Raw genomic sequence first — 19,726 nt, forward strand, 5'->3', positions numbered from 1 at the left:
GAACTTGAGTGCGCTTGTCGTCAGTGAACTATTAAAAAGACAGTCAAGGCATGCCGACAGGCATGACCTTTGGGGGATACATGGATTTTTGGACCGCCATACAGGCAGTGATTCTTGGCGTGGTGGAGGGGCTGACAGAGTTCCTGCCCATATCCAGCACCGGGCACCAGATCATCGTCGCCGACTTGATCGGCTTCGGCGGCGAACGCTTTGATGCGTTCAACATCATTATTCAATTGGGCGCGATCCTGGCGGTGGTCTGGGAGTTTCGGCGCAAGATCCTCGACGTGGTCATCGGCTTGCCGACCCAGCCCAGTGCCCGGCGTTTCACGGCTAACCTGATCATCGCGGTGGTGCCGGCCATCGTGCTGGGGGTGATTTTTGCCGACCTGATCAAGCATTACCTGTTCAACCCGATCACCGTGGCCACCGCCCTGGTCGTGGGTGGCGTGATCATGTTGTGGGCTGAGCGCCGCGACCATGCGGTGCATGCTGACACCGTGGACCAGATCACCTGGAAAGACGCGCTCAAGGTCGGCCTGGCGCAGTGCCTGGCGATGATTCCGGGCACCTCACGCTCCGGCGCCACCATCATTGGCGGCCTGTTGTTCGGCCTGTCACGCAAGACCGCCACCGAGTTTTCGTTTTTCCTGGCGATGCCAACCATGGTCGGCGCGGCCCTGTATTCGGGCTACAAGTACCGTCACTTGTTCCAGCCCGATGACCTGCCGGTGTTTGCCATCGGGTTCGTCACCTCGTTCATCTTTGCGATGATCGCGGTCAAGGCCTTGCTCAAGTTCATCGCCAGCCACAGCTATGCGGCGTTTGCCTGGTATCGCATCGCGTTCGGCGTGCTGATTCTGGCGACCTGGCAGTTCGGCTGGATCGACTGGTCGGCGGTCAAACCATGAACATTCAGCATCCGCGCCTCAAGGCGCTGCTCTTTGTGCTGCTGTGCGCCGCGCCGCTGCTGGGGGCGGCGCTGGTGTGGCATCGCGGTGAGACCGTGATTCCGCTGGCCGCCTATGGTGTGGTCAGCGTGGTAGCGTTTTTTCTCTACTGGGGTGATAAGCGCAAGGCTCAGACAGCAGGCCCGCGCGTTCGCGAAAACATCCTGCACGCCGTGGAACTGGCCGGCGGATGGCCCGGGGCGTTGATCGCCCAGCAGGTGTTCCGGCACAAGACGCGCAAAGTGTCGTACCAGGTGCTGTTCTGGGTCATCGTGTTGCTGCACGAGGTGTTCTGGCTCGACCAGTTATTCCTGGGCGGCACGCTGCTTTCAATCTTCTAGCAACAGCCCGATCTGCGTGCGCTTGGGCAGTTTGCTCACCACCAACTGGTGAGAACGCTGCAACAGGCCACGCAGTTCCTTGGCGCCCAGCGGGTAGGGCGTGTTCATGATGATCCACTGTGCCCGCGCCAGATAAGGCGCCGGATGAATGCCGGGGCGGTCGACGTGGCCGAGGAACAGGTCCTTGTCGACCTTGAACGCCAGCGATTCGCCCCGCAGGTTCTGCACGGCGAACATCTTGTTGCCAGCAATCGAGAACACCCGCACGCCGCCCCATTTGTAGTCTTCCCGCGCGCCGGGCAGGCTCAGGCAGAAGGCGGCGACGTGTGCTTCTGTCATTTTCATAGCAAGCGGTCTCCGCAGTCTTTGAAGGCTTCTTCCAGGTAGTCGATCCAGGCACGAATGGCCGGCAGTACGCCACGGCGATGCGGGTACACCGCCTGCAACCAGCCGCCCGGTGACGACCAATGCGGCAGCAGCTGCACCAATTGGCCGCTGGCCAATTCCTCTTCGCAGTACATCATCGGCAAGACCGTGAAGCCCAGGCCCTTAAGGGCACAGGCCTTGCGCACGATGAAGTCGTCGATGCCCAGGCGGGCTTCCAGCGCGAGGTCCTGGGCGTTGCCTTGCGGGTCGATCAGGCGCAGGTGGACCAGGCGGTCGGCCTCCAGGGCGCCGAGCACCGGTAGCTGTTTGAGGTCTTCGAGGCTGTCGATGTGCCGACCCTGGATGAATTCAGGGCTGGCCACCAGCAGGGTCTGGGCCTGGCGCAGGCGCTTGGTCACCAGCAGCGGGTCTTCATCGCCCGACTCGCGCACGCGCAGGGCCACGTCGATGCCCTCAGCCACCAGGTCGACACGGCGGTTCACCAGCGTCATCTCCAGCTGTACCAGCGGGTGGGCGGCGAGAAAACCGGCAACCATGCCCGGCATCATGTGCTGGGCCATGCCCACCGGGCAGCTTACCCGCAGGCGCCCGCGCGGTTCGCTGGACATACTGGCCACGGCCTCGTCGGCCATTTCCGCTTCCAGCAGCATGGCCTGGCAATGGCGCAAATAACGCTCGCCGACCGCAGTGAGGGTCAATTGGCGGGTGGTGCGCTGCAACAGGCGCGCGCCGAGGCGTTCTTCCAGCTCGGCAATACGCCGTGACAGCCGTGACTTGGGAATCCCCAGTAGCCGGCCGGCCGCCGCAAAGCCGCCGGCCTCGACGACTTTGGCGAAATAGTAGAGGTCGTTGAGGTCTTGCATGGTCAACCTATTGTCCTGTCAGTGGGACGAACTATCCGCGTCTGGCGAGGGCAAATCCACTACAAAAAAAAGCGAGCGCCGTGTGGCTGCTCGCGTTGGACGTGATTAAGCGCTTAGAACTGCGCGCCCGCCATCAGCACATACTTCACATGCACGTACTCTTCGATTCCGTAGTAGCTGCCCTCACGGCCATAGCCGGATTGCTTGATACCGCCAAAGGGAACCGACGCGGTGCCGACCGAACCCGAATTGAGGATGACCATTCCCGCTTCCAGTTGGCGCGACAGCCGCAACGAACGCCCCAGCGCGCTGGTGTAGGCATACGCCACCAGGCCAAACTCAGTCTGGTTGGCGCGCGCGATGACTTCCTCTTCATCCTTGAATGAATAGATGGCGAACACCGGCCCGAAAATTTCCTGGGTGGCCAGCGGTGAGTCGTCGCGCAAACCGGTCACCACGGTGGGTTCGTAGAACAACCCGCCTTTGGCGTGGGGCTTGCCGCCCATCAGCACGTTGGCACCGGCGGCTTTGGCGTCTTCCACCAGGCGCACGACTTTGTCAAAACCCAGTTGATTGACCAGTGGCCCGACCACAAAGTCTTCACGCAGGCCTTGATCGACATCGATTTTGGCAACGGCCGCCTGCACCCGTTGGACGAAGTCCTCGAGGATGCTGTGCTGCACAAAAATCCGGTTCGGCGAGATGCACACCTGGCCGCTGTTGCGCAGTTTGGCGCTGACCAGGCCCTTGACGGCCTCATCCAGGTTGGCGTCCTGGAACACGATAAAGGGTGCGTTGCCGCCCAGTTCCAGGGTCATCTTCTTGAGGGTGGCCGCGCATTGCGCCGCAAGCAATTTGCCGACAGCGGTGGAGCCGGTAAAGGTGATTTTGCGAATGCGCGGGTCGGCGGTGAAGATCAGGCCGATCTCCTTGGGATAGCCGACCACCACTTCCAGCACGCCGGGTTCGATACCGGCCTTGCGCGCGTATTCCAGCAGCTTGAAGGCCGTGAGCGGCGTGTCTTCGGCAGGCTTGATCACCATGGTGCAACCCGCCGCCAAGGCTGTGGCGACTTTGCGCGTGATCATCATGAACGGGAAGTTCCACGGGGTGATCGCCGCAACAGGGCCGACGGCTTCCTTGGTCACTACCACATTGGCGTTGCGGTCGTGGGTGGGCAGGGTGTCGCCATAGACGCGCTTGGCTTCTTCGGCGTACCACTCGATAAAACCCAGGCCGTAGTCGATTTCGCCACGGGCTTCGGTGAGGCACTTGCCGTTTTCGCGGCACAGCAGTTCGGCGAAGGCTTCCTTGTCGGCTTTAACGGCGTCGTGCCAGCGGCGCAGGATCTCGCTGCGCTCCTTGGCGAGCTTGGAAGACCATTCCGGGAAGGCCGCGCAGGTGCGCTCGACCGCCGCTTTGACTTCAGCCGAGGTGTTCTTGGCAACGCGGCCGATTTCTTCACCGGTGGCGGGGTTGTAGACGATAAGCATGAGGGCATCTCCGAGGGCTGAACGTGTTGTTTCAGGCTACGGAAACGGGCGGTTTGAGCGAATATCCAAACCAATCTGCTGATTGCCTGTTCCTATGAGTGCATAGCCACGGCGACGATTGCGCAGTAACGTGCGGTTTTCGCCAGGAGCCTTGCACCATGGGCCGTACCCAACGAATCATCGAACTGATGGGCACCCTGGCGCCTGTCGAAGGCTATAACCTGACCGCGTTGGATGACGTGCGCTTTTTGCGTTCCAACCGGCCTTTGCATCGGGTTCCGGTGCTCTACGATCCCGGCATTGTGATTGTCTGCCAGGGGTGCAAGCGCGGCTTTCTGGGGGAAGACATTTACCTGTATGACGCGCAGCATTACCTGGTGGTCTCGGTGCCTGTGCCGTTCACCATGGAAACCGAGGCCAGTGAAGAAGAGCCCATGCTGGCGGTGTACCTGCGGCTGGATTTTACCCTCGCCGCCCAATGGATGGTGGCGCTGGATGACTTCCCTGACCTGGTTGAGGCCAAGCCCCGCGGCATGTATTCATCGCCCATGGATGAGCCGCTCAGCGAGTCGTTGCTGCGTTTTCTCGAAGTGATGCGTGTGCCGATGGACGCGCAGCTCCTCGGCCCGTCGCTGGTGCGCGAAATCTACTACCGCATCCTCACGGGCGCGCAGGGCGGCTCGATGCGCGCCGCGCTCAACCAGCAGGGCCAGTTCGGCAAGGTCGCGCGGGCGATCCGCAAGATTCACGGCTGCTACCATCAGCACCTGGACGTGGAGACCCTGGCGGCGGAAGCCAGGATGAGTGTGCCGAGTTTTCACGCGCACTTTCGCACGGTCACGGACACCTCACCGATGCAATACCTCAAGTCCACGCGCCTGCACCAGGCGCGCTTATTGATGTTGCGCAACGACATCACCGCCGCCACGGCGTGTGCCAGGGTCGGCTATGAAAGCGCGTCGCAGTTCAGCCGTGAGTTCAAACGCTTTTTCGGGCGCACGCCGCAGGCCGAGATCCAGTGGATGAAACGCACCTATGCATTGCCGGCGCCTACGTCGGCGTCGATTTATGTGTCGTCCCACTGAACAGGGTCATCAGCAAGGCCAGCCCGGCAAAGGCCGCGCCGGTGAGGGCTTGTCCCTGCCAGCCGTAGTGCTGCGAGGCGAAAGCGCCCGCCGCCGAACCCAGGGCGCCGCCGATAAAGTAGACCACCATGAACACGGTGTTCAGGCGGCTGGTGGCTGAGGGTTCCAGCGCCAATACGCGGGTCTGGTTAGCCAGTTGGTTGGTCCGGTTACCCAGGTCGAGAAAGGTTGCCGCAATCAGGATGGGCCACCACCAACCGCTCAGCCCAAGGCTGTAGATCAGGATAAACGCCACCAGCACCGTGGTGATGCCGGCGCGTTCGAGCAAGCGCCCATGGCGCCGGGTTTGCTGGCCAATGGTCGAGGCGCAGAGGATGCCGACGATGGCCGACAGCCCCACAAGGCCCGCCTGGGCACTCGTAAAGCCATACGGCGGCAAGGCCAGCAAGGCGGCCATCGAGCCCCAGAACACATTCAATGCACCGAATACCAGGGCGCCCTTGAGCGCCGATTGGCGCAGGGTCGGGTATTGCCTGGCCAGGCCCCACAGGGATTTGAGCAAGGCGCCATACGCGAGTTTGCTGGTGGAGATCGACACCGGCATGCGCGTCAGGATTGCCATAAACAGCAGCACATCCAGCGCCGCGGCCACGGCAAACATGCCGCGCCAGCCCAGCCAGCCGCTGACCACGCCGCTGACGGTCCTGGCCAGCAAGCCACCGGCCGACAAGCCGCTGACCATCAGGCCCAGCACCGCGCCTTTCTGTTCGAGGGTACTGAGGTCGGACGCGGCGGGAATGATCACCTGCGCGCTGATCCCCGACAGCCCCAGCAGCCCGCTCGCCACCAGCAGCCAGGTGTAAGACGGCGCCGTGGCCGAGGCCAGCAGGCTGATGAAGTTCAGGCACAGCACGGCCAGGATCAGGGTGCGTCGGCTGATCCGGTCGCCCAGCGGTACGAACAGAAGCAGGCCGCAGGCATAGCCCAGTTGCGTGAGCATCGCGATCTGACCGACGTGCGCGGTGGACACCGCAAAGGTATTGGCGATCAGCGGCAGCATGGCCTGGTTATAGTAAATCGTGGCGACCGAAAACCCGCAGCAGATGGCGAGGATCAGGGTCAGGCTCTTGGTCAGGACGGGAGAGGGTGGGTGCATGGCGTGGCCGGTGGCTGTCGGATCTGCCGGCGAGAATGAAGCGAAGCGCGGGCGAAATCCAGTGCGTCAGCGCTTCAGGCAATAACCTTGTCGGATTGAATGTTGGCGGTGAAAGGATTGTCCTGCTGGCAGGACGAACAATCGCATTTAAGCTGGCTAATCGTTTATTGGGTTCATGTGTAGGATCAACCTCATTCGATCGCCTAGCCGCGATCCTCACTTGGAGATCCCGCATGAAACTGTTGCATATCGATTCCAGCATCCTCGGCGACAACTCGGCTTCGCGTCAGCTCAGCGCTGGTGTGGTCAAGGCCTGGCAAGCGGCTGAGCCGGGTGTGGAAGTGACTTACCGTGACCTGGCAAGCGAAGGCATCAGCCACTTTTCGGGCCTGACCCTGGCCGCCCTGGGCACTGCGGCTGAATTGCGCGACGCGGTACAACAGCACGAGGCTGAACTGAGCGCGTCGTCGCTGGCTGAATTCATCGCCGCCGACGCGGTGGTGATCGGTGCGCCGATGTACAACTTCTCGGTGCCTTCCCAGCTCAAGGCCTGGATCGACCGCATCGCCGTCGCCGGCCAGACCTTCCGTTACACCGAAGCCGGCCCTGAAGGCCTGTGCGGTGGCAAGAAGCTGATCATCGTCTCGACTGCGGGCGGTCTGCACGCCGGTCAGGCAAGCAACGTCGGCCACGAAGACTATTTGAAGCTGGTGTTTGGCTTCCTTGGCATCACCGACATCGAGTTCGTCCGCGCCCAAGGCCTGGCCTACGGTGAAGAAGTGCGCAGCAAAGCCCTGAGCGACGCCAACGCCATGATCAACGAACAATTGTTCGCCGCCGCGTAAGGCTTGTGTAAATTTCGCGTCTGCTCGGTTCCAATCTGAAGTCGGGCGCCTAAACTCTGTATTCTGATCGCCTCAAAACGACCGGAGTACGGAGTTTTTTCGTTTACCCGCTGTCACTACTTTGGCCCAGGTTATGCACGCATGGGTTTATCACCCGCTGTGAGCGCCTTGAACCATGGACTTTTCATATAGATCTGCCGCGGGTGTTGAACGTGGTCGCGCAGCAAAGGTGGACATCCCCATGATGCGTCTTTGTGCTGTTTTGGTTCTCTCCCTGCTCGGTGGCCTGATTTCAGTGCACGCCGCCCCAGCGCCGCACCCCCATTGGAGTGTGGGCTTCCATCGCATGACGTTTCTCGACCCGCTGGACCAGCAGCCGATGAAGGCCATCGCGTTTTATCCGTCGACCGACGATGAACACAGCACTGCGTTGGGCGCCTATCACGTCGCCGCCACCGAAGACTCCAAGGTCGCCATCGGACGCTTCCCGATGCTGATGCTGTCCCACGGCAACATCGGTACGCCACTGGCCCTGCACGACCTGGCCACGTCTTTGGCGCGCAAGGGCTTTGTGGTGGTGGCCGTATTGCACCCCGGCGACAACTACAAGGATCATAGCCGCCTGGGCACTGTGAGCAACCTGTACGGCCGGCCGATCCAGATCTCTGAAGCGATCACCGCCACCCTCGGCGACCCGATGCTGTCGCCGTTCGTCAACGTCGATCAGGTGGGCGTGATCGGTTACTCCGCCGGCGGCGAAACGGCGTTGATCCTGGCCGGCGCCAAGCCGGACTTCGACCGCCTGCGCCGTTATTGCCAGGAGCGCCCGGAAGACCGCGACGCGTGCACCACCAAAGGCGAACTGGTGGTGGATCGCGACGACTTGCAGCCACAGGCCGACCCGCGCATTCATGCCTTGATGCTGATGGCGCCGTTGAGCCTGATGTTTGGCCGCCATACCCTGGCGGATGTGCATGTGCCCGTGCTGCTCTACAGCGGCGACGGCGACAAACTGGTGGCGGTGGACAAGAACGCCGCTGCCCTGGCGCGCAAACTGCCGGAGCCGCCGGATTTCAAACTGTTGGCGGGCGCCGGGCATTTCGTGTTCATGGCGCCGTGTGACAGCGACCAATTGGTGGCGATGCCGGCGATCTGCACGGATGCCGATGGCGTCGACCGCGAAGGCATCCACCGCGACCTGATTTCAGAAGCGGGGCGCTTCTTCTCCCACACGCTGGGCCAAGCGACCCGCGCCGGTATGCAGACCGCCGATCAGTAAGCGCGGCGCTTGAGCAACACGGTCAGCCCCAGCGCTGTGACCGATAACAGCGCGGCGCAAAAGAAGATCCAGCCGTAGCCGAGGTTCAGGGCCACGGCGCCCATCAATGGCCCGGCAATCGCCAGGGCCAGATCAAAAAACACCGCATACGCACTCAAGCCGGCGCCACGGCTGCTGTTGGGCACCTGCTTGATGGCTTCGACGCCCAGCGCCGGGTACACCAGCGACAAGCCAAAACCCGTCAGCCCGGCACCGATCAACGCAACCCCGGTTGAGGGCGCCAGCCACAGCAGCGTCAGGCCCAGGGTTTCGATGGTCATGCAGGCAATCGCCGCACTGAACCCGCCAAAACGGCTGATGGCGGAGATAAACACCAGGCGCGACAGGATAAAACACACGCCAAATACCGTCAGGCAATACGCTGCCCCGGCCCAGCCGCGATTGAGGTAATACAGGGTAATAAAGGTGGTCAGCGTGCCGTAGCCAATCGACGCCAGGCACAGGCTGGTGCCGAATGGCGCAATGCGCCCGAACACCGCCCAAAAGGGCAGTCGTTCGCCGCGTACCACGGGCACCGAAGGCTTATTGCGGATCAGCACCAGACCCAGCGCCGCCAGCACCGTCAAAGCGATGCCAAGGCTGGTGTAGCCATAATCCGCGACCATCACCACCCCCAGCGGCGCGCCAATCGCAATGGCGCCGTAGGAGGCAATGCCATTCCACGAAATCGAGCGCGCCGTGTGTTCAACGCCCACCGCGCCCATGCACCAGCTGATGGTGCCCACGCCTATCAGTCCTTGAGCCACGCCAAGCAACAGCCGGCCGACGATCAGGATGCCCAGGCTCAGCGCAGGCAGGCTCTCGACCAGCGTCGCAAAAAACGTCAGCACACCGCTGACCAGAATACCGGCCAGGCCCAGCACAATCGCCCGCTTGGTGCCGACATTGTCGGACATGCGTCCAGCCATCGGCCGGCTGAGCAGGGTGGCCAGGTACTGCGAACCGATGGTGACCCCGGCCACCACCGCGCTGAAACCCAGGTTTTCATGCACATAACCCGGGATCACCGCGATCGGCAGGCCGATGCAGATAAAGGCGATGAAGGTGTAGAAGACGATGGAGACGATCTGCAGGGTGATCGACAGTGAACTGGGGGCGGTGGCAGGCATGGTCACTCGTTCGCGGGCGGGCGGTGACGGCATGATGGCAAGGGCTTGGGGGAAAAGGAAGCAGGCTAACTAGTTTGTTTGATGGCTGGGTTTATTGTGGTGAGCGGGCTGCTTGTGGCGAGCAGGCTTGCCCTGCGTTGGGCTGCGCAGCAGCCCCAATAAAAAACACCGCGTTCTGCCAGGCAGAACGCGGTGTCTGATTTTAGGGCCGCTTCGCAGCCCAGCGCAGGGCAAGCCTGCTCGCCACAACGAGCCAGCTCACAGGGCAAGCCAGCTCACTACAGTGGCGTTACTTAGAACACCACGCCTTGGCTGCGCAGGTAGTCGTCGTAGGTGCCGCTGAAGTCGATCACGCCGTTGGCGCTCAACTCGATGATGCGGGTGGCCAGGGACGATACGAACTCACGGTCGTGGCTGACGAAGATCAGCGTGCCCGGGTAGTTTTCCAGCGCCAGGTTCAGCGCTTCGATGGATTCCATGTCCAAGTGGTTGGTCGGTTCGTCCATGATCAGCACGTTCGGCTTTTGCAGGATCAGCTTGCCGAACAACATGCGGCCTTGCTCACCACCGGAAATCACCTTGACCGACTTGAGAATCTCGTCGTTGGAGAACAGCATGCGGCCCAAAGTGCCGCGAATCATTTGTTCGCCCTGCGTCCACTGACCCATCCAGTCGAACAGGGTGACGTCGTCTTCGAAGTCGTGCGCGTGATCCTGAGCGTAGTAGCCCAGCTCGGCGGCGTCGGTCCACTTGATGCTGCCGGCGTCCGGGGTCAATTCATTGACCAGGGTGCGCAGCAGGGTGGTCTTGCCGATACCGTTCGGGCCGATGATCGCAACACGCTCGCCCGCTTCAACCTGGAAGCTGAAGTCTTTGAACAGCGGCTTGCCGTCGAAACCCTTGGCCATTTTTTCGACCATTACCGCCTGGCGGTGCAGCTTCTTGTTCTGATCGAAACGGATGAACGGGCTCACGCGGCTCGAAGGCTTGACCTCGGCCAGCTGGATCTTGTCGATCGCCTTGGCACGGGAAGTGGCCTGCTTGGCTTTCGAGGCGTTGGCCGAGAAGCGGCTGACGAACGATTGCAGCTCGGAAATCTGGGCTTTCTTCTTGGCGTTGTCCGACAGCAGTTGCTCGCGGGACTGGGTCGCCACGGTCATGTACTCGTCGTAGTTGCCCGGGAACAGGCGCAGCTCGCCGTAGTCCAGGTCAGCCATGTGGGTGCACACGCTGTTCAGGAAGTGACGGTCGTGAGAGATGATGATCATCAGGCTGGAGCGCTGGGTCAGGATGTTTTCCAGCCAGCGGATGGTGTTGATGTCCAAGTGGTTGGTCGGTTCGTCGAGCAACAGCACTTCAGGGTCGGAGAACAGCGCCTGGGCCAGCAATACGCGCAGTTTCCAGCCTGGCGACACTTCGCTCATCGGGCCGAAGTGTTGCTCCAATGGAATGCCCAGGCCCAGCAGCAGCTCGCCGGCGCGGGATTCGGCGGTGTAGCCGTCCATTTCGGCGAATTCGGTTTCCAGCTCGGCCACGGCCATGCCGTCGTCTTCGCTCATTTCCGGCAGCGAGTAGATGCGGTCGCGCTCAGCCTTGACCTTCCACAGTTCTTCGTGACCCATGATCACGGTGTCGAGCACGGTGAATTCTTCGTAGGCGAACTGGTCCTGGCGCAGTTTACCCAGGCGTACGTTCGGCTCGAGCATGACCTGGCCGCCGGACGGATCCAGGTCGCCGCCAAGGATTTTCATGAAGGTCGACTTGCCGCAACCGTTGGCACCGATCAAACCATAACGGTTGCCGGCGCCGAATTTGACCGAGACATTCTCGAAGAGCGGCTTGGCGCCGAACTGCATGGTGATGTTAGCTGTGGAGATCAATTACTTTACCTATCAATGGGTTGCGAGCGTGGCGGCAGGAGCCTTCAGGCATGCGTCAACAGCGACATCAAGGCGCGAAACCCGGTCGCTGAGCAGAAAATTTTGGATGTGTGTTGGAATTTGGCGCGCATTGTCGCATATGTCAGGCGACAGTTGTAATGCGCGCGAGCGATGGTTTCGTCAATGTCTCCGGCATTGCCAGCCATAACAAAGCCAGGGCGGCGGCCGCAACGCCCGCCAGCGTCAGGAAGGCCGCGTTGTAGCCGGCCTGTTGCACCACGAAACCGGCCAGGCTGCTGCTCAGTGCCGCGCCCAGGCCAAACACCGTGGACAGCGCGCCAAGGCTGACGTTGAACCGACCCGTGCCCTGGGTCAGGTCCTTGACGATCACCGGGAACAGCGCGCCGAAAATCCCTGCGCCGATGCCATCGAGCATCTGCACGCCCACCAGCCAATACGGGTCGCTGGACAGGGTATAGAGCACGCCACGCAGCGGCAAAATCAGGAAACCGGCCAGCAACAACGGTTTACGCCCCCACACGTCAGCTTTAATGCCCACCAGCCAGGCCATTGGCACCATGACCAGCTGCGCGGCGACGATGCAGGCCGAGGTCAGCGGCGTGGCCATTTGCAGGTTGATCTGCGAGAGCTTCTGGCTGACCAGCGGCAGCATCGCGGCATTCGCCAGGTGAAACAGCGCGCAGCAGATGGCGAACAGCAGCAGCGGGCGATTGCTCAGCAGCACCTTCACGCCGGAGGGTTGCTCATGATCGCTGCTGTGCGCGGGATCAAAGCCCCGGGCGACTTCGTGGTCAATCGCCGACGCCGAGACACAACTGACCGCCACGACACTGGCCACGGCCATAAAGGCCATCAAGTAAAACACCACCACCGGGCCGAACCAATAAGCCAGGCCACCCGCCAGCAAGGCCGCCACGGCGTTGCCGGCGTGGTTGAAGGTTTCATTGCGCCCGGTGCGGCGGGTGAAGGCACGCGGCCCGGTAATCCCCAAGGAAATTGCCGAAATCGCCGGCGCGAATACGGAGGCGGCTACGGCACTGGCCGCCTGAGTCAATGCCACCCAGCTGAACGCGCTGACAAACGGCAGCAGCAGGCAACTGACGGTGACGAGGATGGCGGCCACTGCGATCACCGCGCGCTTGCTGCGCGTGCGGTCGATCAGTGCGCCCGCCGGGCCCTGAGTGATCAAGGCCGCGATACCCGCCAGGGTCATGACCACGCCGATGCTGGCGGGCTCCCATTTGTGCACTGCCAGCAAATAAATCGCCAGGTAGGGCCCGAGCCCGTCACGTACATCGGCCAGAAAGAAATTCAGGCCGTCCAGGGACAGGGTATTACGCAGGTCGGAGTGATTGGCCACGGCGCTGTCTTCGCTAAGGGTGTTCAGGGGATGGACACTCATTGGGCTAAAGACCTACGGGCTCAAATAGAAGTTTCGTCGCCCGAAAGGGTTTTATCTGATGGGCAATTGGCTTATTTTCCGAAGCCCGCTGTCATGACGATCTGGAGATGCAAATGGAGATGCCCTCAGCCCAACAGGCGATTGCTCGTAACAAGGACGCCTGGGACGCCTCCGCCAGGCTGCACAAAGACACCGCCACTTGGAAGACGCTGCTGGAGTCGGTCGCCCGGGCGGACTTTTCGTGCCTGGATCCAACGATCACGGCGTTGCTGCAAGACGTCGGCGTTGCCGGCAAAGACGTGGTGCAGCTGGGCTGTAACAACGGGCGGGAAAGCCTGTCGCTGTTCGGCCTGGGTGCCCGCCGTGTGGTGGGCGTCGACCAATCACGGGCGTTTCTGCAACAGGCGTGGGAATTGGCCGAGGTGTCGCCGCATGACCCCGAGTTCATTGAAGCCGATATCCATCACCTGCCCGAACCTCTGCTGGGGCGTTTCGACATCGCTCTGGTGACCATTGGCGTACTCAACTGGATGCCCGATGTGGCGCTGTTCATGCGCCATGTGGCGAGTGCACTCAAGCCCGGCGGCACGCTGGTGGTCTACGAAACTCATCCGTTTCTGGAGGTGTTTGACCCGAGGGCTGCCAATCCCTTGCTGCCGGTGAGTTCATATTTTCAGCGCGATCCGTTCGTGCTGCAGCAGTCGATTGTCTACGAAGGGCAGGGCGAGGTTGCCGGTCCGACGTCCTATTGGTACGTGCATACCCTGGGGAGCGTGGTGAGTGGCGCAATTGCGGCGCAGCTGCAAATCGAGCACCTGCAGGAATACCCGCACTGCAACCGCGAAGAACTCTACGAGCAGTACGCCCATCAGCCGGCCCAATTGCCGCTGTGTTTCACCTTGACCGCCACCAAGCGCTGCGCCTGAGCGGTTTTCCCACGCGCAAAAAAAAGCCCGCGAGGAGAGGCGGGCCAAGTGATTCACTGGAGTAGGTAGGCCTCACCCTATAGGCCGGAAAGTGAAGGCCGTGTGAAAACCATGTCGCAAGTTCGGATGGCGGCCGATCAGCCTTTGCGCACAAAAGTGCGCATGGTTTGCCCTGGTTCCGTGCTGAATACCCTTGGCCTTGGCATGCCCGCATCGGCGGCGATAAACACAAAATCATCACCGTCCAGGCGATAGCTGGCGGGCAGTGGCTTGCCGGCATCTTCGCCGATGGCATCCACCCAGGTGATGCTTTTGGGCGAAGTGCTGCTGTCCAGCGTAAACCGGCCCGCAAGCAATACCTCGCCCTCGGTCGTCTTCACTTCGAATGTGTCCCCGGCAATCGTCGTGATTGCTCCCGGCGCGCTATGCGCGTCGGCAGGGTTGAGCACGCCACTGTCTTCGAGGGCGGTCTGCTCCCAAGCGCCTTGAAGAGTTTGATAGTCCGGATCTGAGAAAGAGTGCATGCACATTCCTTGTTGCAGGGGCTGGATTAAGGGTGAGCACCTTAAGTGCCGAACGTTTAACGGCGCGAATTGTAACCGCGTGGTGATCAAAATGTACCGAAAAGGGCTTTATCTGGGAGCTGGCGGAGATTTACTCAACTATTGACTACGCTTAGACATTCTCGGGCATACATTCACGATCGCCCTGCGTCGTCATCGACATGAAATAGAAACAATCTCTAATTGCATCGGATTTTTCGCATTAGCGTGTGGTCTGACTGCAGTTGGTCACTGTGCCAGGGCGTTGTCTCTGGTCTCCCCGTCATTAGAGCCTGTGCTTGAGTTCGAATAGGGTAGTGGCTTTTTAATGTCATTTTAAGGTGTTCTTATCTTGAATCGAACTTCTCCGCTCAATTCACCTGCAACGTCAGATGAAATTGATCTGTTTGAATTGTTCCAAGCCATCTGGCGGCAAAAAAAACTGATAGTGGGTTGTACGATTCTGGCGGGGATACTGGGGACGGGTTACGCACTGCTTGCTCCCAAGACATATGAAGTCAGCAGTGTGCTGCGCCCGGCGGCCATCAATGAACTGGATGCGTTGAACCGCTCCGAAGTCTATAAGCTGCCACCCGCCGATGCGCTGGACAAGGTCGGCGCCCAGCTGGACTCCTATGGGGCTCGCCTGGGTTTTTTCAAAAGCCACGAAGAACTGTTCAAGGCCTTTCAGAAACCAGGGCGAAGCCTTGAGCAGAGCTTTGAAGACTTCAACCGCAACTCGATCAACCTGATCCTGCCAGACCCGAAGAAATCCGATTCGTTGAGCAGTTATGTGCGTCTGGAGATGCAATACCCAGCGGACGTAGACGGCGTTGCGATCCTCAACGGGTTTGTCGACTATGCCGTTGCAGCGGAACGTGAGCAGGTCGGCGCCGACCTCAAGGTCATCGTCAATAACCGTTTGACCGAGCTTAGAGGCAAGATTGATGCGGCCCGCGCCAACTACGATACCGAGAAGGAATCGAAGATCGCCACGCTGCTTGAAGCTGACCGGGTCAAGCGCGCCCGTTTGCAGGATGAACTCAGCGGGCTGCGCCTGCAGATGAAAATGGAGCGCACCGACCGCTTGGCGGAACTGGCCGAGGCGATCTCGATTGCCAAGTCCATGGGCATCAAAAAGCCTACGACGCCGTCGTCCATGGCCGACACCACACGAGCCGGTTCCAGCCAGGTGGTACGCACCGAGATCAGCAACCAGAAGATTCCGTTGTATTTCCTCGGCACCGAGGCTCTGGAAGCCGAGCGAACCGCATTGCAACAGCGCACCAGCGATGACTTCACCAATAGCCGCATCGCGGAAATTGGCAAAGAGCTGCAATTGCTTGAAACCAACCGTGAGGTTGAAGTCCTGCAAAAGCGTGGGAATGAGGACATCTTCCTGCAAGACGTTGAGCCGCTGCGGGCCGAAATCGCCCGCTTGAAAGGCCTCAACATCGACATGAGCAACCTGAAGCTGGTGTCCATCGACCGTCGTGCTCAGGAACCGCTGACCTCGATCAAGCCGAAAAAGCTGCTGATTGTCGCGGTGAGCCTGATCGTCGGGCTGTTCCTGGGCGTGCTGGCTGCATTGATCCGTCACTTCGTGCTGACGCATCGCAAGGCTGAACGGTACGCGACCCAAGAGACCGACCGCCGCCCACGCCGTGAGCCTACGGACGATCAGCCGCTGCCATAAGCGCGACTGTCAATGGGCCAGCGTCAATGCTGGCCCACGCTGGCTCCGAGCCATTCTGTAGACAGCTTTTCACAATTCTTAGTTAACCTTTGGTTACAAACTGTGGCTAAATAACGGCCAATGGCCTTGGTCCGGATTGTAACCAACCCGTCCATTCGCCCATGTGTAATCGTGATTTCAGGTGCTGCTTATCCATCCTCGGCCGTTGTGGGCACGCAGGAGCAGCCTGTTCTCTTCTGACGTGTGACGAATCCCTTGAAACTCATCATTGTTGCTCTCTACGTTGCCTCCATTGCGTATGTCCATCTGCGTGGCCGGGTGCGACACAAGTTGGGCCGCCAGCTTAGCGATCACTCAACGTTCCTTGCGCCGATCAACTGCTTCCTTTACCTGTTTTCCAAACAGCCAAGCCGTCCCTTTTTGTCGCCCGGCGATTTTCCCGACCTGAGCCCGTTGCAAGAGCACTGGCAAGAAATCCGCCAGGAAGGCCAGAACCTGATGCGCATGGGCGAGATCAAGCGTTCCGAGCAGTACAATGATGTGGGTTTCAATTCGTTCTTCAAGTCGGGCTGGAAGCGTTTCTACCTCAAGTGGTACGGCGACAGCCACCCGTCGGCGATGAAGCTGTGCCCGCGCACCACCGAGCTGGTGCAGAGCATTGGCTCGATCAAGGCAGCGATGTTCGCCGAGTTGCCGCCTGGCTCCAAGCTGGTGCGCCACCGCGACCCGTACGCCGGCTCCTACCGCTATCACCTGGGTCTGGACACGCCTAACGATCCTGGCTGCTACATCAACGTGGACGGCGAAAGCTATTACTGGCGCGACGGCGAGCCAGTAATGTTTGATGAGACCTACATTCATTACGCGGAAAACACCACGCAGCAGAACCGCATCATCTTGTTCTGCGACATTGAGCGGCCGATGAAATACCGCTGGGCCGCGGCGTTCAACCGTTGGTTCAGCCGCAACGTGATGGCGGCCGCCGGTTCGCCCAATGATGATGGCGACAAGACCGGCGGCCTGAACCGCGCGTTCACCCGCCTGTACAAGATTCGCCTGCGCGGTAAAGAGCTGAAAAAGCGCAATCGCGCACGCTATTACTTGGAAAAGTGGGCGATCTTCGCCGGCCTGGCGTTGATCTTTATCCTTATCTGAAACCCGCCCGGGCGCGAATCACGCGGGTGGTTTCGCGCCCAGTTTGTCCCACATCTTCTTCGTAATCTTCTGCCGATTGGCGTAGCCGGCCCACGGGTCGGCTTTGAGTTTATCCAAGCGTTCATGCAGGTTGGCGACGGTCCACTGCTGGGCGCCGCGCAAACCATTCAACTCCTCTCGACTCACCGGTACCGATACCGGCAGGCCAGGCCGTGCGCGCACCGAATAAGCGGCCACCGTACTCGCGCCGCGTGCATTACGCAGGTAGTCGATAAAGATCTTGCCGATGCGGTTTTTTGGGCCCGACGTCGCGGTAAACCGTTCCGGCAACTGCGCTGCCATGAACTGCGCGATGGCCTTGGCGAAGGCTTTGACGCTGTCCCAGCCGTCCCGGCGCGCCAGCGGCACCACCAGGTGCAAGCCTTTACCGCCGCTGGTTTTGACAAACGCTTGCAGCCCAATCTCATCCAGAACCGACAACGTGAGTTGCGCCGCTTCCAGCATGGCTTTCCACGGCAGTGCCGGGTCCGGGTCAAGGTCGAGCACGAACAGGTCAGGCGCTTCGATTTTGTCGACAGTCGCGCCCCAGGTGTGCAATTCGACGGTGCCCATTTGCACGGCGCCGATCAGGGCGTCGGCGGTGTCGATCTCCAGCAGGCGTGCATGACCGGGGTCCAGTGCCGGGTCCAACTGTTTGATATTCGGAATAGCCAGGCGCTCGGAATGCTTTTGGAAGAACTGCTCGCCCTCAATTCCTTCGGGAGCGCGCAGCAGCGACACCGGGCGGTGCTGCAGAAACGGCAGAATCCATGCGCTGATGCCTTGATAGAAGTCGGCCAATTGCTGTTTTTGCGTACCGCTCTGCTTGTCGATCACCCGGTCAGGGTGCGTGATGGTCACGCCGCTGCTGACCTTTTTGGCCTTGGGGGCCGCCTTGGTGACGGACGTGGCTTTGCGCGGTAACTCGTGAATGATCTGCGCCACCGGCTTGTCGGTGCGCAACGCAATAAATGATGCTTGGCGCACTACGCCTTCGCGGGTCCACTCGGCAAAATTCACCTCGCCAACCAACTGCGGTTCCACCCAGTGCACGCCGCGCGCCTGGGCGCTGGTCAGCGGCTTGTGCAGCGGCGAGGTCTTGCGTTCCAGGGGCGTGAGCTGTGCATAGATAGCCTTCAACGATGCCTGATCAAACCCGGTACCGACGCGCCCGGCATAGACCAGCCCGGAATCGTCATTGACAGCCAGCAACAGCGCGCCAAAGCCACTGCGCGAGCCCTGAGGCCGCGTGTAACCGATGATCACGAACTCCTGGCGCAAACGGCATTTGAGTTTGATCCAGTCGGCATTGCGGCTCGACACATATGGGCTGCCGACGCGCTTGCCGATCACGCCCTCCAGCGCCAGGTCACAGGCGCTCTCGAAAATGTCGCGCTGGTTGGCGGCGAAGGCTTCGGAGAACCGCAGCAGTTTGCTGCGGCTTGCGGACAGCGCGGCCTTGAGCGCAGCGCGGCGCTCTTGCACCGGTGCGCTGCGCTGATCCTGGCCGTCGAGAAAGGGCGCGTCGAACAGGTAATACACGATGTCCAGGCTGCGGCCGATGTCGAAGGCATTTTGCAGCGCCTGGAAGTCCGGCAACCCCTCGCCATTGAGGCTGACCACTTCACCGTCGAGCCAGCTGTCCTTGAGCTTGAGGGTTTGCAGCGCTTTGACCTGACGCGGCAGGCGGTCGGTCCAGTCATTGCCGTTGCGGGTGAACAGACGCACTTCACCGTCGCAAATGCGCGCCAGCATGCGGTAGCCGTCGAACTTGATTTCGTATTGCCAGTCACCTTCGGGCGCGCGATCGACCAGAGTCGCCAACTGCGGGGCAAATTGCTCGGGCAGGGCACCGGCGCGTTTGGCGACGGGGGCTTTTTTGGCGGCCGCGGCTTTCTGGCGTTTTGCCGGCGGCTTGGATTTGCCGACCAAGGCGTCGCTGAGCACGCTTTTGGGCTCGGCCTCGACGATGTCGTAGTCATTGGAGGGGCGCGCCTGCTGGTCCTTTTCCTTGATCAGCAGCCACTGTTGCTTGTCGCCGCTGCCTTTAAGACGGGTGCGCACCAGGGCCCAGTCGCCGGAGAGTTTTTCGCCGACCAAGGTGAACTTGAGTTTGCCGGCCGCGTAGGCCTTGTGCGGGTCTTCATGGGGCTGCCAGACACCGCGGTCCCACACGATCACATCGCCCGCGCCGTATTGCCCCGCCGGGATGTTGCCCTCGAAATTGCCATAGCTGAGCGGGTGATCTTCAACGTGCACCGCCAGGCGTTTCTGGGTGGGGTCCAGGCTGGGGCCTTTGGGCACCGCCCAGCTTTTGAGCACGCCATCGAGCTCCAGGCGAAAGTCATAGTGCAGGTTGCGCGCGTCGTGTTTTTGAATCACGAACGACAGCGCCGAGGCTTTGCGTTTGCCCGGGGGCGCACTGCCGGCTGGCTCGGCGGTAATCCCGAAATCACGTTTGCGGTTGTATTCGCTCAGGGGCTTTGCCATGTCGTTC

At 60.9% G+C, this 19,726-nt stretch carries 17 protein-coding genes; 8 read left to right on the forward strand and 9 right to left on the reverse strand.

Features of this window, described 5'->3' with window-relative positions:
• Nucleotides 1-80: 80 nt before the first annotated feature.
• Nucleotides 81-911, forward strand: a complete 831-nt coding sequence (locus AB5I78_RS13615; RefSeq protein ID WP_242197029.1) for an undecaprenyl-diphosphate phosphatase — start codon at nt 81-83, stop codon at nt 909-911.
• A complete protein-coding gene (locus AB5I78_RS13620; RefSeq protein ID WP_145160426.1) occupies nt 908-1,291 on the forward strand; it encodes a DUF1294 domain-containing protein in 384 nt (127 codons plus the stop codon). The genes AB5I78_RS13615 and AB5I78_RS13620 overlap by 4 nt, the downstream gene beginning before the upstream one ends.
• On the opposite strand, the gene AB5I78_RS13625 is transcribed toward AB5I78_RS13620, so the two are convergent.
• From AB5I78_RS13625 to AB5I78_RS13635, 3 genes are all read right to left on the reverse strand, one after another.
• Nucleotides 1,280-1,636: an MmcQ/YjbR family DNA-binding protein gene (locus AB5I78_RS13625; RefSeq protein WP_369302264.1), complete on the reverse strand. Its 357-nt coding sequence runs from the start codon at nt 1,634-1,636 to the stop codon at nt 1,280-1,282. The genes AB5I78_RS13620 and AB5I78_RS13625 overlap by 12 nt on opposite strands.
• Nucleotides 1,633-2,541 carry a LysR substrate-binding domain-containing protein gene (locus tag AB5I78_RS13630; protein ID WP_145160430.1) on the reverse strand — a complete coding sequence of 303 codons (909 nt, stop codon included), beginning with the start codon at nt 2,539-2,541 and terminating at the stop codon, nt 1,633-1,635. The genes AB5I78_RS13625 and AB5I78_RS13630 overlap by 4 nt, the downstream gene beginning before the upstream one ends.
• A 113-nt stretch (nt 2,542-2,654) precedes the next feature.
• Nucleotides 2,655-4,034: an NAD-dependent succinate-semialdehyde dehydrogenase gene (locus AB5I78_RS13635; RefSeq protein ID WP_369302263.1), complete on the reverse strand. Its 1,380-nt coding sequence runs from the start codon at nt 4,032-4,034 to the stop codon at nt 2,655-2,657.
• A gap of 158 nt (nt 4,035-4,192) precedes the next feature.
• Between AB5I78_RS13635 and AB5I78_RS13640 the strand changes: the two genes are divergently transcribed.
• A complete protein-coding gene (locus AB5I78_RS13640; protein WP_369302262.1) occupies nt 4,193-5,119 on the forward strand; it encodes an AraC family transcriptional regulator N-terminal domain-containing protein in 927 nt (308 codons plus the stop codon).
• Here AB5I78_RS13640 and AB5I78_RS13645 read toward each other — a convergent pair.
• On the reverse strand, nt 5,085-6,275 hold the full coding sequence (locus AB5I78_RS13645; RefSeq protein ID WP_369302261.1) for an MFS transporter: 1,191 nt from the start codon (nt 6,273-6,275) through the stop codon (nt 5,085-5,087). The genes AB5I78_RS13640 and AB5I78_RS13645 overlap by 35 nt on opposite strands.
• A gap of 233 nt (nt 6,276-6,508) precedes the next feature.
• On the opposite strand from AB5I78_RS13645, the gene AB5I78_RS13650 reads away from it, so the two are divergent.
• Complete coding sequence (locus tag AB5I78_RS13650) at nt 6,509-7,120, forward strand: FMN-dependent NADH-azoreductase (protein ID WP_145160439.1); 612 nt, start codon at nt 6,509-6,511, stop codon at nt 7,118-7,120.
• 241 nt (nt 7,121-7,361) lie between these two features.
• Entirely contained in the window at nt 7,362-8,399 is a 1,038-nt protein-coding gene (locus tag AB5I78_RS13655; protein WP_369302260.1) for an alpha/beta hydrolase family protein, read from the forward strand.
• On the opposite strand, the gene AB5I78_RS13660 is transcribed toward AB5I78_RS13655, so the two are convergent.
• The 3 genes from AB5I78_RS13660 to AB5I78_RS13670 form a co-directional block, all read right to left on the reverse strand.
• On the reverse strand, nt 8,393-9,568 hold the full coding sequence (locus AB5I78_RS13660; protein ID WP_369302259.1) for an MFS transporter: 1,176 nt from the start codon (nt 9,566-9,568) through the stop codon (nt 8,393-8,395). The genes AB5I78_RS13655 and AB5I78_RS13660 overlap by 7 nt on opposite strands.
• A 293-nt stretch (nt 9,569-9,861) precedes the next feature.
• Nucleotides 9,862-11,448 (reverse strand): ABC-F family ATPase, encoded by a 1,587-nt coding sequence (locus AB5I78_RS13665; RefSeq protein WP_106577981.1) that lies wholly within the window; start codon nt 11,446-11,448, stop codon nt 9,862-9,864.
• A 142-nt stretch (nt 11,449-11,590) separates the two neighbouring features.
• Nucleotides 11,591-12,829 (reverse strand): MFS transporter, encoded by a 1,239-nt coding sequence (locus tag AB5I78_RS13670; protein ID WP_242197904.1) that lies wholly within the window; start codon nt 12,827-12,829, stop codon nt 11,591-11,593.
• Nucleotides 12,830-12,984: 155 nt separating this feature from the next.
• Here AB5I78_RS13670 and AB5I78_RS13675 point away from each other — a divergent pair, with 155 nt between their 5' ends.
• Nucleotides 12,985-13,797: a bifunctional 2-polyprenyl-6-hydroxyphenol methylase/3-demethylubiquinol 3-O-methyltransferase UbiG gene (locus tag AB5I78_RS13675; RefSeq protein ID WP_145160444.1), complete on the forward strand. Its 813-nt coding sequence runs from the start codon at nt 12,985-12,987 to the stop codon at nt 13,795-13,797.
• 137 nt (nt 13,798-13,934) lie between these two features.
• On the opposite strand, the gene AB5I78_RS13680 is transcribed toward AB5I78_RS13675, so the two are convergent.
• Nucleotides 13,935-14,321: a TIGR03067 domain-containing protein gene (locus tag AB5I78_RS13680; protein ID WP_145160446.1), complete on the reverse strand. Its 387-nt coding sequence runs from the start codon at nt 14,319-14,321 to the stop codon at nt 13,935-13,937.
• A gap of 370 nt (nt 14,322-14,691) precedes the next feature.
• Here AB5I78_RS13680 and AB5I78_RS13685 point away from each other — a divergent pair, with 370 nt between their 5' ends.
• Together AB5I78_RS13685 and lpxO are read left to right on the forward strand one after the other, a co-directional pair.
• A complete protein-coding gene (locus AB5I78_RS13685) occupies nt 14,692-16,035 on the forward strand; it encodes an LPS O-antigen chain length determinant protein WzzB (RefSeq protein WP_369302258.1) in 1,344 nt (447 codons plus the stop codon).
• Nucleotides 16,036-16,290: 255 nt separating this feature from the next.
• Nucleotides 16,291-17,190 carry a lipid A hydroxylase LpxO gene (gene lpxO / locus AB5I78_RS13690; protein ID WP_145160448.1) on the forward strand — a complete coding sequence of 300 codons (900 nt, stop codon included), beginning with the start codon at nt 16,291-16,293 and terminating at the stop codon, nt 17,188-17,190.
• Between the two features lie 18 nt (nt 17,191-17,208).
• Here lpxO and ligD read toward each other — a convergent pair whose 3' ends face one another.
• Nucleotides 17,209-19,719 (reverse strand): DNA ligase D, encoded by a 2,511-nt coding sequence (gene ligD / locus AB5I78_RS13695; RefSeq protein WP_369302257.1) that lies wholly within the window; start codon nt 19,717-19,719, stop codon nt 17,209-17,211.
• Nucleotides 19,720-19,726: the final 7 nt, after the last annotated feature.

Source organism: Pseudomonas sp. N2-3-1-14 (assembly GCF_041228395.1).
In the GTDB taxonomy this organism is placed as follows: Bacteria; Pseudomonadota; Gammaproteobacteria; order Pseudomonadales; family Pseudomonadaceae; genus Aquipseudomonas.

Excerpts from the sequence above, each read along its gene's own strand:
- AB5I78_RS13680 (WP_145160446.1), bottom strand. The coding sequence starts at position 14,321 with ATGCACTCTTTCTCAGATCCGGACTATCAAACTCTTCAAGGCGCTTGG.
- AB5I78_RS13655 (WP_369302260.1), top strand. The coding sequence starts at position 7,362 with ATGATGCGTCTTTGTGCTGTTTTGGTTCTCTCCCTGCTCGGTGGCCTG.
- AB5I78_RS13645 (WP_369302261.1), bottom strand. The coding sequence starts at position 6,275 with ATGCACCCACCCTCTCCCGTCCTGACCAAGAGCCTGACCCTGATCCTC.
- AB5I78_RS13675 (WP_145160444.1), top strand. The coding sequence starts at position 12,985 with ATGGAGATGCCCTCAGCCCAACAGGCGATTGCTCGTAACAAGGACGCC.
- AB5I78_RS13630 (WP_145160430.1), bottom strand. The coding sequence starts at position 2,541 with ATGCAAGACCTCAACGACCTCTACTATTTCGCCAAAGTCGTCGAGGCC.
- ligD (WP_369302257.1), bottom strand. The coding sequence starts at position 19,719 with ATGGCAAAGCCCCTGAGCGAATACAACCGCAAACGTGATTTCGGGATT.
- AB5I78_RS13635 (WP_369302263.1), bottom strand. The coding sequence starts at position 4,034 with ATGCTTATCGTCTACAACCCCGCCACCGGTGAAGAAATCGGCCGCGTT.
- AB5I78_RS13615 (WP_242197029.1), top strand. The coding sequence starts at position 81 with ATGGATTTTTGGACCGCCATACAGGCAGTGATTCTTGGCGTGGTGGAG.
- AB5I78_RS13620 (WP_145160426.1), top strand. The coding sequence starts at position 908 with ATGAACATTCAGCATCCGCGCCTCAAGGCGCTGCTCTTTGTGCTGCTG.
- AB5I78_RS13650 (WP_145160439.1), top strand. The coding sequence starts at position 6,509 with ATGAAACTGTTGCATATCGATTCCAGCATCCTCGGCGACAACTCGGCT.
- AB5I78_RS13640 (WP_369302262.1), top strand. The coding sequence starts at position 4,193 with ATGGGCCGTACCCAACGAATCATCGAACTGATGGGCACCCTGGCGCCT.
- AB5I78_RS13625 (WP_369302264.1), bottom strand. The coding sequence starts at position 1,636 with ATGAAAATGACAGAAGCACACGTCGCCGCCTTCTGCCTGAGCCTGCCC.
- AB5I78_RS13660 (WP_369302259.1), bottom strand. The coding sequence starts at position 9,568 with ATGCCTGCCACCGCCCCCAGTTCACTGTCGATCACCCTGCAGATCGTC.